This is a genomic window from Actinomyces sp., assembly GCF_030524025.1.
Classification (GTDB): domain Bacteria; phylum Actinomycetota; class Actinomycetes; order Actinomycetales; family Actinomycetaceae; genus Actinomyces.
Map to the genome: position 1 here is coordinate 97,022 of NZ_JAUNHI010000002.1, position 13,936 is coordinate 110,957.

At 69.1% G+C, this 13,936-nt stretch carries 15 protein-coding genes and 2 pseudogenes; 11 read left to right on the forward strand and 6 right to left on the reverse strand.

Going from position 1 to position 13,936, the window contains the following annotated elements; all coding sequences use genetic code 11:
* Positions 1-25: 25 nt before the first annotated feature.
* The 3 genes and pseudogenes from Q4C85_RS11720 to Q4C85_RS01545 form a co-directional block, all read left to right on the forward strand.
* Positions 26-508 (forward strand): annotated as a pseudogene (locus Q4C85_RS11720) (substrate-binding domain-containing protein); the annotation flags it as partial.
* 71 nt (positions 509-579) lie between these two features.
* Positions 580-1,158, forward strand: coding sequence for a substrate-binding domain-containing protein (locus Q4C85_RS01540; protein ID WP_303139067.1), 579 nt, complete (start codon positions 580-582; stop codon positions 1,156-1,158).
* On the forward strand, positions 1,151-1,645 hold the full coding sequence (locus Q4C85_RS01545; RefSeq protein WP_303138902.1) for a VOC family protein: 495 nt from the start codon (positions 1,151-1,153) through the stop codon (positions 1,643-1,645). The genes Q4C85_RS01540 and Q4C85_RS01545 overlap by 8 nt, the downstream gene beginning before the upstream one ends.
* On the opposite strand, the gene Q4C85_RS01550 is transcribed toward Q4C85_RS01545, so the two are convergent.
* Entirely contained in the window at positions 1,636-2,406 is a 771-nt protein-coding gene (locus Q4C85_RS01550) for a carboxymuconolactone decarboxylase family protein (RefSeq protein WP_303138904.1), read from the reverse strand. The two genes, Q4C85_RS01545 and Q4C85_RS01550, sit on opposite strands and share 10 nt — an antisense overlap.
* A gap of 281 nt (positions 2,407-2,687) precedes the next feature.
* Here Q4C85_RS01550 and Q4C85_RS01555 point away from each other — a divergent pair.
* Positions 2,688-3,381, forward strand: a pseudogene (locus Q4C85_RS01555) (integrase core domain-containing protein).
* Between the two features lie 88 nt (positions 3,382-3,469).
* Here Q4C85_RS01555 and Q4C85_RS01560 read toward each other — a convergent pair.
* Positions 3,470-4,312, reverse strand: a complete 843-nt coding sequence (locus Q4C85_RS01560) for a LysR family transcriptional regulator (protein ID WP_303138906.1) — start codon at positions 4,310-4,312, stop codon at positions 3,470-3,472.
* Positions 4,313-4,432: 120 nt separating this feature from the next.
* Between Q4C85_RS01560 and Q4C85_RS01565 the strand changes: the two genes are divergently transcribed.
* The 5 genes from Q4C85_RS01565 to Q4C85_RS01585 all read left to right on the forward strand — a co-directional run bounded on the left by Q4C85_RS01565 (position 4,433) and on the right by Q4C85_RS01585 (position 9,315).
* On the forward strand, positions 4,433-5,314 hold the full coding sequence (locus Q4C85_RS01565) for an aldo/keto reductase (protein ID WP_303138907.1): 882 nt from the start codon (positions 4,433-4,435) through the stop codon (positions 5,312-5,314).
* Positions 5,315-5,347: 33 nt separating this feature from the next.
* Positions 5,348-6,235, forward strand: coding sequence for an aldo/keto reductase (locus tag Q4C85_RS01570; protein WP_303138908.1), 888 nt, complete (start codon positions 5,348-5,350; stop codon positions 6,233-6,235).
* Between the two features lie 218 nt (positions 6,236-6,453).
* On the forward strand, positions 6,454-7,398 hold the full coding sequence (locus tag Q4C85_RS01575; RefSeq protein ID WP_303138910.1) for an alpha/beta hydrolase: 945 nt from the start codon (positions 6,454-6,456) through the stop codon (positions 7,396-7,398).
* A gap of 85 nt (positions 7,399-7,483) precedes the next feature.
* The gene (locus Q4C85_RS01580) at positions 7,484-8,353 is read left to right on the forward strand and encodes an NAD(P)H-binding protein (RefSeq protein ID WP_303138912.1); all 870 of its coding nucleotides are present in this window, start codon (positions 7,484-7,486) and stop codon (positions 8,351-8,353) included.
* Between the two features lie 59 nt (positions 8,354-8,412).
* On the forward strand, positions 8,413-9,315 hold the full coding sequence (locus Q4C85_RS01585; RefSeq protein WP_303138914.1) for an aldo/keto reductase: 903 nt from the start codon (positions 8,413-8,415) through the stop codon (positions 9,313-9,315).
* On the opposite strand, the gene Q4C85_RS01590 is transcribed toward Q4C85_RS01585, so the two are convergent.
* The gene (locus Q4C85_RS01590) at positions 9,266-9,934 is read right to left on the reverse strand and encodes an alpha/beta hydrolase (protein WP_303138917.1); all 669 of its coding nucleotides are present in this window, start codon (positions 9,932-9,934) and stop codon (positions 9,266-9,268) included. The two genes, Q4C85_RS01585 and Q4C85_RS01590, sit on opposite strands and share 50 nt — an antisense overlap.
* 203 nt (positions 9,935-10,137) lie before the next feature.
* Between Q4C85_RS01590 and Q4C85_RS01595 the strand changes: the two genes are divergently transcribed.
* Complete coding sequence (locus tag Q4C85_RS01595; protein ID WP_303138919.1) at positions 10,138-10,395, forward strand: hypothetical protein; 258 nt, start codon at positions 10,138-10,140, stop codon at positions 10,393-10,395.
* Here the strand turns inward: Q4C85_RS01595 and Q4C85_RS01600 are convergent.
* Positions 10,365-10,934, reverse strand: a complete 570-nt coding sequence (locus Q4C85_RS01600) for a nuclear transport factor 2 family protein (RefSeq protein WP_303138920.1) — start codon at positions 10,932-10,934, stop codon at positions 10,365-10,367. The genes Q4C85_RS01595 and Q4C85_RS01600 overlap by 31 nt on opposite strands.
* Positions 10,931-11,632 carry a hypothetical protein gene (locus Q4C85_RS01605; RefSeq protein ID WP_303138922.1) on the reverse strand — a complete coding sequence of 234 codons (702 nt, stop codon included), beginning with the start codon at positions 11,630-11,632 and terminating at the stop codon, positions 10,931-10,933. The genes Q4C85_RS01600 and Q4C85_RS01605 overlap by 4 nt, the downstream gene beginning before the upstream one ends.
* A gap of 18 nt (positions 11,633-11,650) precedes the next feature.
* On the opposite strand from Q4C85_RS01605, the gene Q4C85_RS01610 reads away from it, so the two are divergent.
* Positions 11,651-12,229: a substrate-binding domain-containing protein gene (locus Q4C85_RS01610; RefSeq protein WP_303139068.1), complete on the forward strand. Its 579-nt coding sequence runs from the start codon at positions 11,651-11,653 to the stop codon at positions 12,227-12,229.
* 178 nt (positions 12,230-12,407) lie between these two features.
* Here the strand turns inward: Q4C85_RS01610 and Q4C85_RS01615 are convergent, their stop codons facing one another.
* Positions 12,408-13,442: an aldo/keto reductase gene (locus tag Q4C85_RS01615; RefSeq protein WP_303138923.1), complete on the reverse strand. Its 1,035-nt coding sequence runs from the start codon at positions 13,440-13,442 to the stop codon at positions 12,408-12,410.
* Positions 13,443-13,936: the final 494 nt, after the last annotated feature.

Here is a 13,936-nt window from a genome sequence, read left to right on the forward strand (position 1 = left end):
GCGCGCCATGACACGAACAAGCCTCATGACTCCTGCCCCGGCGACTCCGGCCCCGGCCGCCCCGGCCTCGGCGGCCCTGAGCCGGCGGGGAGCCCTCACGGCGGCACTGACCACGACCGCGGCCCTGGCGCTGGCCGCCTGCTCCCAGGACTCCGGCAGGCGGAAGGTCATCGTCATCTCCAAGAGCTACCAGAACCAGTTCTACCAGGCGGCCTTCAAGGGTGCCCGGGCGGCCGCGGCCGAGCTCGGGGTCGACCTGGAGACCAACGGCCCCGACGCGGAGTCCAATGTCGCCCAGCAGGTCGAGCAGCTCGCGGCGGCCGTCAACCAGCAGCCCGCCGCCATCGCCCTGGCGGCCTGCCAGCCCGTGTCGGTCCAGGACGCCCTGACCCGGGCCAAGGACCAGGGGCTGCCGGTGGTCGGCTTCGACTCGGGCGTGCCCGACGACGCCTCCGGCGCCGTCCTGGCCACCGCAACCACCGACAACACCGTGGCGGGCGGCAATGTCGCGACCAACCTCGCCGGCGACGAGCGCTTCGTGACGGCCGTGTCGGCCGCCGGCACCGACTCCCCGTGGTCATGGGGGTGCTCGCCCAGGACTCGACCTCGGGGTCGATCGTCCAGCGGGTCGACGGGTTCGTCGAGACGATCGTCGCCGAGCTGGAGAAGAACAGCGAGCTGGCCGGGGCGGTGGCCGTCTCGGGCCAGCAGCGCTGGACCGCCCCCTCGTCCTCCCCCGCCAAGGTCAAGGTCGTCGTCACCGTCCCGTCGACGACGAGCCAGGCCGACATCCAGTCGGCGGCCGCCTCGGCGCTGTCGACCTCGGGGATCTTGGCGCTGTTCGCCGCCAACCAGGACGCGGTCAACGGCGTCATCAGCGCCACCAACGACGCCAGCGACCTCGACCGTTCCAAAGGCCGTTACAAGGACCTGCTCGTCGTCGGCTTCGACGCCGGCAAGGCCCAGAAGGACGCAGTGCGGTCGGGGGCCTTCCTGGGGTCGGTGACCCAGGATCCCTACCAGATGGGCTACCAGGCGGTCACCCTGGCGGTCCGGTCGGCCGACGGGCAGGCCGTTGAGGACGTCGACACCGGCTCGCACTGGTACAACGCCGACCACATCGATGACCCGACGATCTCGGAGCTGCTCTATGACTGACCACGACCCCACCGGTGACACTCCGACCAGCCTCCCCCCAGGCGGCCCTCTGCCCGGTGCGGCCGCCCCGGGCAGGCTCGAGCACGTGGCGACCGTCGTGCCCGACCTCGAGCGGGCCATGGCCTTCTACGGCACGCTGCTGGGGCTGGAGCGGGCCGGGACCGTCCGGCTCACCGACCACACGATCGGCTACCTGTCCGACGGCTCCGGAGTCCTGGTCGAGCTCATCGACTTCGACGACGGCGGCCCCGGCACGACCCGGGAGCCCACCATGGAGGGCCTGCACCACATGGCCTGGAGCGTCCCCGACGTCGCCGCTGCTGCCCGCCGGGCGGCCGAGCTGGGGGGCGCCGTGACCTCGGGGCCGACGGTGGTCGACAAGCTCGGCTTCATCTCCGCCCTTGTCGAGGACCCGTTGGGCAGGGAGATCGAGCTCCTCCAGTGGCTGCCGGGCCGGGGTGGCGCGGCTCGGAGCACTCAGCGGTAGGCCTCCGAGGAGGCGTTCTCGTCGTACTGGGCCACGAGCAGCAGGCCGGACAAGGCATAGGGGCCACCGATGTAGGGCATGGCCTGCACCAGCGCTGCGGCGACCTTCTGGCGAGAGTTGCCGGCCTTGATCGCCCCGGCGACGTGCGGGCGCAGCTGGACGGCCGCACCGATCGAGGCGATGGCCACGAGGCACACGAGCTCGCGCATGGCGATGTCCAGGCCGCCTCGGGACTCGAAGTCGCCGAAGGCCACCGAGGTCAGCAGGTGCGGGACGAGCTCGCCGAAGGGCTCGGGCAGGGCGGCGAAGACCTGCTTGACCTCGTCGCCGTACAGGGGCACCTGGATGGCGGCACCGGCGGCCTCCCGCTCCTCGTAGGCCACGGTCCCGGCGTCCTCAAGCGGCAGGGTCACGCCGTGGGCCTCGAAGACCTCGTTGGCCGTGGCCACGGCGTTGAGGGTCTTGGGGAAGCCGATGTAGGGCGCGCACTGGTAGATCGTCTCGCGCACCTGGAGCGGGCTCGCCCCCACGTTGAGGGCGGCCCCCACGTGCGCCGCCAGCTGCGGCAGGGTCTGCATGGAGGCCAGGGCGGTCACGGTGAGGAGCTCGCGCTCAACGTCGGCGAGCACACCCGAGGAGAAGATCTCCCCGAAGATCTCGTTCTGGAGGATCTCGTAGATCTCCGGATCCGTGGCGTGCGGCTGCGGCTCGGCGGCGAACAACCGGGTGAAGGTCTCGTGTGCCTGCGGGGTGAGCGCCATATCGGGTCTCCTTGTCGGGGCTCCTACGTCGGGCTGACGGGTCCGAGCCTGGCACGCCCGACCGGGGCGCGCCAGGCCGCGTCCGGGGCGGGCGGGCTCAGGCAGGGGCCGGCGGGCTCCAGACGGCCCGCACCACCCGGGCCGGAGCCTGCTCCCCGTCCCTAGCTGTACTTCCCTGTGAGGTTGTTGACGTTGGGGTATAGGGGGCGGTGGGGTCGGGCTGGGTCAGGATGGGCGGTGTCGAGTCGATCCAGTCCTTCCCCGAGGAGAACCCCACCGCCATGATCCACCGTAACGCCCCATTGACGCCCCAGAAAGGCCTTCGCCTTGTCCAGCGCGTCCTGGCGGGCCGGCCCGTGGCTCACGTCGCCGCCGAGATGGGCGTCTCACGCGCCACCGCGCACAAGTGGCTCGCCCGCTACCGCGCCGGGGGCCGATGGCGCGCCCACGGGCGCGGGACCGCCAAGGCCAAGGCCTCCAAGCGTGGCCCGGGCAGGCGGGTCGGCTACACCTACGTCCACACCGCTATCGACGGGTATCGACGGGTTCTCGCGCCTGGCCTACACCCAGGCGCTTGACGATGAGACGGCGGCGACCACCATCGCCTTCATCTGCCGCGCCCGCGTCTTGTTCAAGGCCCACGGCATCACCCGCCTGGTGCGGGTGGTCACCGACAACGCGGTGAGCTACCGGGCCAAGGCCTTGACTCGCGCCGTGATGGGCCTGGCGAGCCGTCACCAGCGGATCCGGCCGTACACGCCGCGGCACAACGGCAAGGTCGAGCGCTACAACCGGATCCTTGCCCAAGAGTGCCTCTACGCCCGCCAACACACCTCACAGAACCAGCGGCGCGAGGCGATCGCCATATGGAACAACCACTACAACTACCATCGACCCCACACCGCCTGCCACGACCAGCCACCCGCAACCCAAACCCCCACCACCATCAACAACGTCACGACCTCATACAACTAGGCACAGCCTACGCCGGTGTCGACACCACCTGTCGAGGGCAGTGTCAACAACGACCGCTGAGCTCGGGCCTCACCCGGACCACCCGGGATCACAGGGCGCGGACCCACTCGAAGACCTCGAGCACCTCGGCGCGGGCATCCTCGCGGCACAGCAGGACGAAGGAGAGATGGGCGAAGGCGTCGCGGATGGGAACCACCCGCCTCCCGCGAGCCGGATCGGCGAGGAAGGGGGCGTCGGTGACGAAGCGGGCCAGGTCGGTGCTCTGGGCGAGCTGCGTAAAGACCTCCCGGTCCTCCTGGACGACGAACTCCGAACGGGGGAAGGCCTGGTCGCACAGCTCGCGCCAGAAGCCGATGTCCTCCAGGAGCAGGAAGGTCTCGCCGTCCAGCTCCGCGGCGCTCACGCTCTCGCGGTGGGCCAGCCGGTGGGCCGCGGGCAGGGCGACGGCGAGGTTCTCCTCCATGAGCCCGACCGAGCGCACACCCGGTGTGCCGTGCGGTCGCAGCGAGATGCCCAGGTCGATGGAGCCGTCGAGCACACCGGCCTCGACCTCCTGGACATCGAGCATGCTCGAGGTGATGAGCCGCCCGGGGAAACGCTCGACCATCAGGGCCGTCAGCCGCCACAGGGGAGCCGGCGCCACAGTGCCGACACGCAGCGCCCGCGAGCGCCGGGCGGCGTCGTCGACGGCGAGCCGCAAGGCGGCCTCCTGTCGCAGGACCGCGTGAGCGTGCTCGAGGGCCACCGCGCCAACGCCATTGAGGACGAGTCGGCGTCCGGGCCGGTCGAACAGAGTGTGGCCGAGCTCCTTCTCGAGGCGCGCCAGGGACCGGGACAGGGCGGGCTGGGAGAGGTGGAGCTCGTCGGCGGCGGCACTGACCGTGCCCAGCCGGGCGACGGCGTCGAGGTGGCGGAGCTGATCGAGGTCCATCACCGCATCATATGCGTCATCTGCATGAGCTGAGCCGATATAGGCATTTCACACCGGCCCTTGTTCCGGGCAGACTCATGCACAGAACATTGCAAGATCTCATTCCGCAAGGAGCAGCCCATGACGGCCATTCCGTCCTTGACCATGAACGACGGCCGGTCCATCCCCGCCGTCGGCTACGGCGTCTTCCAGATGACCTCCGCGCAGGTACGCACCCATCTGCCCCAGGCCCTCAAGCTCGGCTACCGTCACATCGACACCGCCAACGCCTACTTCAACGAGGTCGCCGTCGGCGAGGTCGTGCGCCGGGCGGTCGCGGACGGCCTGACCACCCGCGAGGAGCTGTTCGTCACCACCAAGCTCTTCCCGCAGTCCTACCCCTACGACCAGTGCCTCCGGGACATCGACGCGACCCTGGAGCGGCTCGGCCTGGACTACGTCGACCTGCTCCTGTTCCACCAGCCCTACGGCGAGTACGTCTCCGGGTGGAAGGCCATGGAGGAGGCGGTGGCCGCGGGCAAAGTCCGCTCCATCGGCCTGTCGAACTTCTCGGCCGCCAAGTTCGAGGAGATCCTGTCGGTCGCCGCCATCGTCCCGGCGGTCAACCAGGTCGAGGCCCACCCGCGCTGGAACCAGCACGGCCTCAAGGCCGCGATGGCCCGGTCGGCGGGCACGGAGGTCCTCGTCGAGGCCTGGTACCCGCTCGGTCACGGGGACAAGACCCTGCTGGAGGAGCCGGCCGTCGTGGCCGTGGCCGAGCGCACCGGCAAGTCTGCCGCCCAGGTGATCCTGCGGTGGCACCTGCAGGAGGGCAACGTGACCTTCCCCAAGACCCTCAACCCCGCGCATATGGCGGAGAACATCGACATCCTCGACTTCTCCCTGAGCGCCGATGAGGTCGCCGCGATCAACGAGATCCCGCAGCAGCCCTATCACGTGATCCCGGACCAGCCCCCGGCCTTCATCCCGGCGGAGGGCTTCGACTACTCCCAGCAGGCCTGAGCCGGCGCCACCGACCGCACGGAAGGACACCCGATGACGACCACACCCACCATGACCCTCAACAACGGTGTCGAGATGCCGATGCTCGGCTACGGCGTCTTCCAGACCCCGCCCGAGGAGACCGCCGAGCACGTGCGGACTGCCCTCGAGGTCGGCTACCGCCTCATCGACACCGCCCAGTCCTACGGCAACGAGGAGGGCGTCGGCGCCGGCCTGCGCGACTCCGGCCTGGCCCGCGAGGAGGTCTTCATCACCTCCATGATCTGGGTGTCGAACATGAACGAGGAGCGGGCCGCCGCCTCGATCGAGGAGTCCTTGCGCAGGCTCGGCACCGACTACCTCGACCTCATGCTGCTGCACCAGGCCATGGGCGACTACCCGGGTGCCTACCGGGCGATGGAGAAGGCCTACGAGGCAGGGAAGATCCGCGCTATCGGCGTGTCGAACTTCTACCCCGAGCGCCTCATCGACGTCGCCCTCCTGGCACAGGTCCCTCCGGCCGTCAACCAGATCGAGACTCACCCCTTCCGTCAGGCCGACGCCGCCCACGCCGTCATGAAGCGGCTCGGCGTCGCCCACGAGGCCTGGGCACCCTTCGCCGAGGGCCGCAACGACATCTTCACCAACCCGGTACTGACCGCCATCGGCGCGAAGTACGGCAAGACCGCCGGGCAGGTCGTGCTGCGGGCGCTCATGAGCAAGGACGTCATCGTCATCCCCAAGTCGGTCAGGCGCGAGCGCATGGAGGAGAACTTCGACGTCCTGGACTTCGAGCTGACCGCCGATGACCTGGCCGCCTTCGCCTCGCTGGACGACCCGTCCTTCCCGCCCATCTTCAACCACTACGATCCCGACACCATCTCCTGGCTGCTCGGCGACTACGTCAAGAAGAGCGGGCTGGGCGGCGGCACGTTGTACTGAGGCTCACTGAGGCTCACTGTACTGAGCGGTCCACCCGCCACCGTCTGGGGAGCATCGGCACAGGAGGATCTGTGTCCGCACCGGTCAGGTCCGATGTCATGCTGACGCGCAGGGGCTTCGGCCTGGCGTCGAGCAGCGCCGTGGCGGCCGCCACGGGCTGCTCGGGCACGCTGCCACCCGGGCCCGCGACCGCAACGGAGACGGGAGGCGAAACAGCCGTGGACAGCGACACGCTCATCGCAGACGTGATCGGCAACCCGCTGCTCGAGGACTACGGACGTCTCCTGTTCCCCATCACCTTCAACCCGCCCCGCCCCGGCCACACGCTGGCCGACGTGCCCGACCTTCTGACCTGGTACCACCACGTCGACGACGCCACCACGGTCGACGTCGTCAGCGACCTGCTGGAGCGGCGCGGTCGCGGGGAGACGGTCTTCCACCACATCTACACCGAGGCCGAGAGGGCCGGGGACCCCACGCTGGCCGACACCGGGCTGTTCGTCTTCCCTGCGCGACGGCCGACGCCGGCCTCGCCAACCCGCGGGGCCGACCGGCCCACACCGGAGGGGGCGGTGCCAGGCGACCGTCCGCGCGTGGCCGTGTGCAGCGCCGGCGGCGGCTTCGCCTACGTGGCCTCCATCCACGACTCGATGCCGCACGCCCTGTGGTTGTCCCGCCACGGATACACCGCCTTCGCGCTGCACTACCGCTCGAGCGCTCAGACCGGCTGCCAGGACCTGGCCCGCGCCATCTCCTTCATCCACGCCCACGCCGAGGAGCTCGGCGTCAACCCCGAGCGCTACTCGCTGTGGGGAGGCTCTGCCGGAGCCCGCTTGGCCGCCTACCTGGGGTCCTACGGCCCGGCCCGGTTCGGCGGCGACGACGTGCCCGGCCCCGGCACCGTCGTCATGCAGTACACGGGGCACTCCGACCTGTCGGGCACGGAGCCGCCGACCTACGCCTGCGTCGGCACCGCCGACGGGATCGCCTCCTGGCGGACTATGCGTGCGCGCACCGACGCCATCGCCGCTGCGGGCGTGCCGTCGGAGCTCCACGTCTACGACGGCCTGCCCCACGGCTTCGGGCTCAGCATCGGGACCGTCGCCGAGGGGTGGATCGAGGATGCCGCCGCCTTCTGGCAGGCGCAGATCGACCGACCATGAGGAAAGGCCCGATGAGGACGGCAATGCCCCAACCGTCACGACCGCGACAGCAGGCGGCTACGACCCCGCCGGCTTTCGCCCCACCGTGACCAGCGCGCCTGCCGCGGCGGGCACGGTCAGTGGCGCCGTGCTGCTGTGCGCCGGCGGGGCATTCGCCCTTCGCGGGGACGACTCCGACTGCTACCCGACGGCCAGGCGGTTGTCGACACGCGGCTACCACTGTTTTGTCGTGGATTACCGGGTGCATCCGTACACGCAGGCCGAGTCCGGGGTGGACCTGGCCCACGGCCTGACCGTGCGCGCGCAGTCCCGCAACGCCGCCCGCGCGAGGGCCGCCCTGCCCGCCGGGACTCAGGTCGTCGAGGCCTCCCCCACCGACGCCGCCGCGCTGGCGGACATCGTCGACGGCGTGGACGTCGTCATCCTCACCCACGGCGGCGACGCCGACCTGGAGCACAACTACTACGCCGTCATCCCCGCGCTCCTCGAGGCGCTCACCAACCGGCAGGAGGTCCATATCGGCCTTATGACCTCCATGTACGTCTCGACGCCCAACCGCGAGCGGCCCCAGGGGGACTGGAAGCGCCGCGCCGAGCGCCTGGTGCGCGCCTGCGGCCACCCTTACACGATCGTGCGCCCCGGCTGGTTCGACTACCAGGGCCCCGAGGACACGCAGATCGACCTCAAGCAGGGCGGCCGTATCGGCGGGCAGCCCGGCGTGGACCGCCACCACATCGCCCAGGTGCTCATCGAGGGCGCACTCAACCCCTCCGGCGAGCACCGCACCGTCGAGGTCTTCTCCCAGCCGGGCGAGCCGGTCACCGACTTCGAGGCGCTCTTCGCCACCACCCGGCCCGACGTCGAGACCGGCCGCGGCATCCTCGACCGGGTCCTCGTGCCGCTCGAGGACGAACCTGCCCGCCTGCGAGCCGATATCGCCCGCTTCGGTTCCTGACCGGACCGGCGCGCCACCCCACCGAACCGGAACCAACAACCAAGGAGTGCAGGAGCACAATGAGCACCACGACCGCACCCGACATCCCCACCCGCACCCTGGCCAACGGTGTCAAGATGCCGGTCCTCGGCTACGGCGTCTTCCAGACCCCGCCCGAGGAGACCGCCGAGCACGTGCGGACTGCCCTCGAGGTCGGCTACCGCCTCATCGACACCGCCCAGTCCTACGGCAACGAGGAGGGCGTCGGCGCCGGCCTGCGCGACTCCGGCCTGGACCGCCAGGACGTTTTCCTGACCACGAAGATCGCCCCGGTCAACCTCACGCACGACCGGGCCGCCACCTCCATCGACGAGTCCCTTCGCCTGCTCGGCACGGACTACATCGATCTCATGCTCATCCACCAGCCGATCGCCGACTACCCCGGCGCGTACCGCGCCCTGGAGGAGGCCTACCGGGCGGGCAGGTTGCGCGCCATCGGGGTGTCCAACTTCTACCCGGACCGCCTGGCGGACATCGCCCTGCTGACCGAGGTCCCGCCGATGGTCAACCAGGTCGAGACCCACCCCTTCCGCCAGAACGCCGAGGCGCATGAGTTCATGAACTCGCTCGGTGTCGTCCATGAGGCCTGGGCGCCCTTCGCCGAAGGCCGCAACAACATCTTCACCAACCCGGTACTGACCGCCATCGGCGCGAAGTACGGCAAGACGCCCGGGCAGGTGACGCTGCGCGCCCTGATTCAGCAGGACGTGATCGTCATCCCCAAGTCGGTGCGCCGGGCCCGCATGGAGGAGAATATCGACGTGGTCGACTTCGAGCTGGACGAGGAGGACATGGCAGCCTTCGCCGCCCTCGACGACAGTTCCTTCCCGCCCATCTTCGACCACCGCGATCCTCAGATGATCGCCTGGTTGGTCAGCGAGCGCGTCCGCAAGGCCGACCCCTCCGGCGCGGCCTTGTACTGAGCGGCACTGTGCGCACGGGGCGTGTCCTCAGGCGGGGTGTGGTTACCTTCTTCCCCGTCCGAGGACGCGCCCTCGCTCGCGGGCTAGCCCCGGGCACAAGCTCGCCCTCGCCCCGCTCGTAGGCCGCCTTGGCCGCCTCGACCTCGTCGGTGGGCTTGAAGAAGCCGGCCATGGCCGACTTGGAGATGTCGGAGATCGCGGGGACGACGGCGGTGACCACTTTCAGGCGCGGCTCCTTGACGCCGGCGACGGACATGTAGGAGCCGGATCCGCAGATGCCCAGCCCACCGATGCGGTCGTTGTCCACGAAGGGCAGGGACTGGAGGAAGTCGACCGCTCCCTCGATGGCAGTCTCCTTGACAGCGGGCAGCTCCTGCTGGCGCGGCGCGCCCTCGCTCTCACCGAAGTAGGACCCGTCGAAGACGAGAGTGACGTCGCCGAGCTCGGTCAGGCGCTCGGCGTACACACTCTGCGCCTGCTCCTTGACGGAGAGCATCGGGCCGGTGACGACGACGGCCGGGTAGTTCTTGCTGAGGTTGAAGTCGGTGGGCAGACGAAGCAGCCCCGCCAGGCGTAGGCCCAGGTTCTTGTTGATGAATACAACCTTCTGAGTGTCCATAGCGGTCTCCGTTCTCTGTGTTCTTGGTTCGCTGTGTACTTGCAGTTCCGCACGGACGATCCGTACAACAAATTACGATCCGTCACCTGCTGGTTATGGAACCTACGTGACGAACCGGCGCTTGGCAATGTGCAACTGGGCCGATAGGCGGCTACTGTGAGGCCGGCAGCGAACGAACCGAGGTAAGAGGATGTGGGCAGAACATGGCCACCTACCAGCGCACCCACAGTGCCAAGCACAGGGCTGAACGCCTTGAGGAGATCAATGCCGCCAAAGACAGTCTCCTTGCCACCCGAGGATTCCACCGCATTACCCTAGCGGCCATCGCCCACACCGTCCCCGAGCTCTCTGACGCCGGTGCTGGAGCACTGGCCGTCGAGGTCCTCGCGCGCCAGTGGCGGTGCTGGACGATGTCGAACGGGTGCGGGAGTCAGTACACCAGTGCGGTGAAGGAGAGCTGAAGCAGGCGCCATGTCTCGTCGTCGGCGCTGCTCACATACACCTCGGTAACAGCGAAGTGGTGAGTCGTCTCCTCGCCATTCAGGAGCAGGGAGTAGTCGATGTCGGAGATAACGACGGCGGCGGCGCCGTGGACGGTGACATCCTGGCTGTGGAAAGTGATGCCAGCGGGCTGGAAGGTGCCGTCGTCGTAGAACTGGAGCTCGCGGTCCAGGTCGCAGGTGACGCCGATGTGAACGAACCTGCATTCGGGCGTCGCTGCCGCACGCATGGCGGTCGTGTCGGAGGCCTCCATCGCCGCCCAGAAATGCTTCGACGTCTCTAGGACCCTGGTGGCGGTTGTATCGGTGGTCGTCATTATTGCTGTGTCTTTCTTGTTGCTTCTTGCCAGACGGGAGTCGCGGTTGCGAGGTGAGGCCGTGGCGGGCTCGGCGAGCGCAGTTGCCGCTTCCCTTCCACCACCATCTCGATCAGTAATCGTAATCGGTTTCCAGCACTGCCATGAGCTCCCGATCGTGGTGGTTGACGAGTTCTGCGTCATCGTCCAACCGCATAGTGGCTCCGCCCTCGCGCGTCTACGGATCCCACGCGACCAAGCCATCCGCGGTCGGCGCCCCAGCACGCGCAAAGCCGGCCCACGCGGACGGAATCCAATCGCCGAGCACCCCCCTCGCCCCGCCCGAACACGTAGGGGATCTCTGCCCCGTGGTAGGGATCGTCACCCTGGTTGAACAGGTAGGCGTGCACGTCCGCCCCGCCCTGGTCAGCCTTGTGCGACATGATCTTGAGCATGGGCAGACGGATGAAGGTGTCAACATAGGTCACGTCCGAGGCGGGGCGATCGGGATACGCCGCCTCGAAGGCCTCCGTCTGCTCGACCGCTGCGTCCGTCTGCTGAGTGAGTTCGGAGAAGTGCGTCCACTCCGAGAAGTTGCTTCCAATCAGCAACGCCACGTCGCGCCCCGGCTCGGCGAAGCCCGCATCGGTCACCGGCGCCGTGGGCAGGTAACCGTCGGCGTCCACCACCAGCCCCCACTCGACGCCGTAATCGGTTGACAGCGCCTGAAACACGCCGAATTCTCGTCCTGCCTGCTGCCGCGCCGCGTCCGAGGCGGCGAGCAGCTCGTCCACGCCGACGTCCTGGATCCCCTCGATGTCGTCGGACGCGATGCCCAGCTCCTGCAAAGCGAGTTCGCCGATACGCTCGCTTACCTCATTGGAGGAGAAGGAGACGCCCATCTCCTCGAACGCCGCACCCTGCGGGTCGCCGCGGTGGCCCCGGCCCCGGCGTGGCACCTCACCGCCAGAGTCGTCGAGCGCTTCGGCGGCGTCGTGCCTGAGCCTGAGTTGGCCTCTGATACCGAGGTGGAGCGACGGCTGCAGGAGCGGACGGCTGACCTGGCCATCACCCGACGCCCGGTCACGCTCCCCGGCCGACGCTGCCTTCCCCTCATGACCGAGGCGCTGGCCCTGCTGGCCCCTGACCGCCATCCGCTGGCGGCGCACCATGAGGTGAGCTTTGCCGACATGGCCGGCGAGACCTTCCTCGTCCGGGATCGCGTCGGGTTCTGGAAGGACGTGTGCGAGCGATCCATTCCCGATGCGCGATTCATCATTCAGAGCGACGTCGAGGTGTTCTTCCAGACGGTCCGGACTTCTGACTTGCTGTGCTTCACGACTGATGCCCCGCAGCATCGCGGTCGCGTCGAGGGCCGCGTGGCCGTGCCCATTTCGGACGCCTCTGCTCGGGCGGCATTCTACCTGGTCTCGCTCGTCGACGCTCCGTCCCGGGTGACCGAGGTCGTCGACTGGATGGCCGCGTCGCAGGGCGCCTGACGGAGCGGTACGTGCCTTTTCATGGGACATACCCCCGGTGCATGGATTGTCGAGGGGACACCCAACGGCGGCCCGGCGCGACGAAGGCACCGAGCATGGACACACCGAGCATGGACAAGGGACCGGCGGTGACTCTCGTCCACTCGTAGGTCACCTTCGCCAGACGCTCGGCGGCGTCTCAGCTCCGCTTCGTGTCCGTTCCGGGCAACCCATTCCACGTGACAGCGATCTGCTTCTCGCCGGGCCTAGCCAGTGGTCCGACGACATCGTGCGGCAGGTAGGGCTCCTCGAGGTAGGCGAGCTCCTCGGGGGTAAGCGTCAGGTCGAGGGCGCGCACGGCGTCGTCCACCCGGCTCGGCCGCGAGCAGCCTACGATCGGCGCGGCCACGCCCCGTGCCCAGTGCCAGGCCAGCGCGACGTCGGCCATCGGCACGCCGTGACGCTCAGCGACCTCGGCGACCCGGACGATGACCGGCATGTCGAGTTCGCGGGCCCGATCGTACTTGGCCTTCATTGTCCCGTCGGTCGTCGAGCGCACGGACTGCGACTCCCAGGTGGGGCGGGTCAGGTGCCCCGAGGCCAGAGGGCTGTAGGGGGTCAGGGACATGCCGTACTGCTCGCACACGGGGATGAGCTCACGCTCGTCCTCGCGGTAGAGCAGGTTGTAGTGGTTCTGCATCGAGGCGAAGCGCGTCCAGCCGTGCTCGTCGGCGACGACCTGCAGGTTGTGCAGCTGGTAGCCGTACATCGCCGAGGCCCCCAGGGCACGCACCCGCCCGTCCTTGACGAGGCGGTCGAGGGCCTCCATCGTCTCGGCCATCGGTGTGCCGTAGTCGAAGCGGTGAATGATGTACAGGTCGAGGTAGTCAGTTCCCAGGCGCTCCAGGGTCCCGGTGATCTCCCGCTCGATGGCCGCCGCAGACAGGTTGCCCTCATTGAAGTAGACCTTCGAGGCCAGGACGACGTCCTCGCGGGCCACCCCCAGGTTCCTCAAGGACTGGCCGATGTACTCCTCGCTCGTGCCGTGGGCGTAGGCATTGGCGGTGTCGATGAAGTTGACGCCGAGCTCCAGGGCCCGGGCGATGACCTCCTGAGTGGCCGGCTGGTCGATGACCCACTGCTGGAAGTCCGGGAAGACCTTCCCGAAGCTCATCCCCCCGATGCACAGTCTCGGGATCCTGATGTCGGTCGGTCCAAGGTTCGTGTACCTCATGGCGGTGTCCTCCCTCGTGGCGCGCTGCCCGTCGGCCTGCCGGCGTGGGCGGCCGGTGCGCATACGGGTCCTACGCTCCCCCGCGCACGCCGGCGTGCGCAAGGCCCTGTCAGTCCCCCGCCGGCAGCAGCCGGCGCGGCCCCCTCGCCGAGATCGGGACATATGACACCTCGAGATCGCCGCATCGTGCATACCCACGCCGCAACCACCACAGGCACCCCCACCCGCCTACAGACCTTCCCCCAGAGTCACGGTGGGCGCAGGCCCGCGCCGCGCACCGGCGACGGGCGGAGAGATGGGGGCGCACCCGGGGCGGGTGGGGGCGAGCCCGGCCGGCCCCTCCCGGCGGGTCTTCCCAGTCGGCCCTCCCGACCGGCCCCGGCACCTCTTCCCGCTCCCGGGACCGGCTTGGTAAAGTACCTGCCGTGTGGATCTGAGTGCTGACCCGCCCTGCGCCCGCGGCGTACCGCCCGGCAGGGCCCCGTCTCATCCCG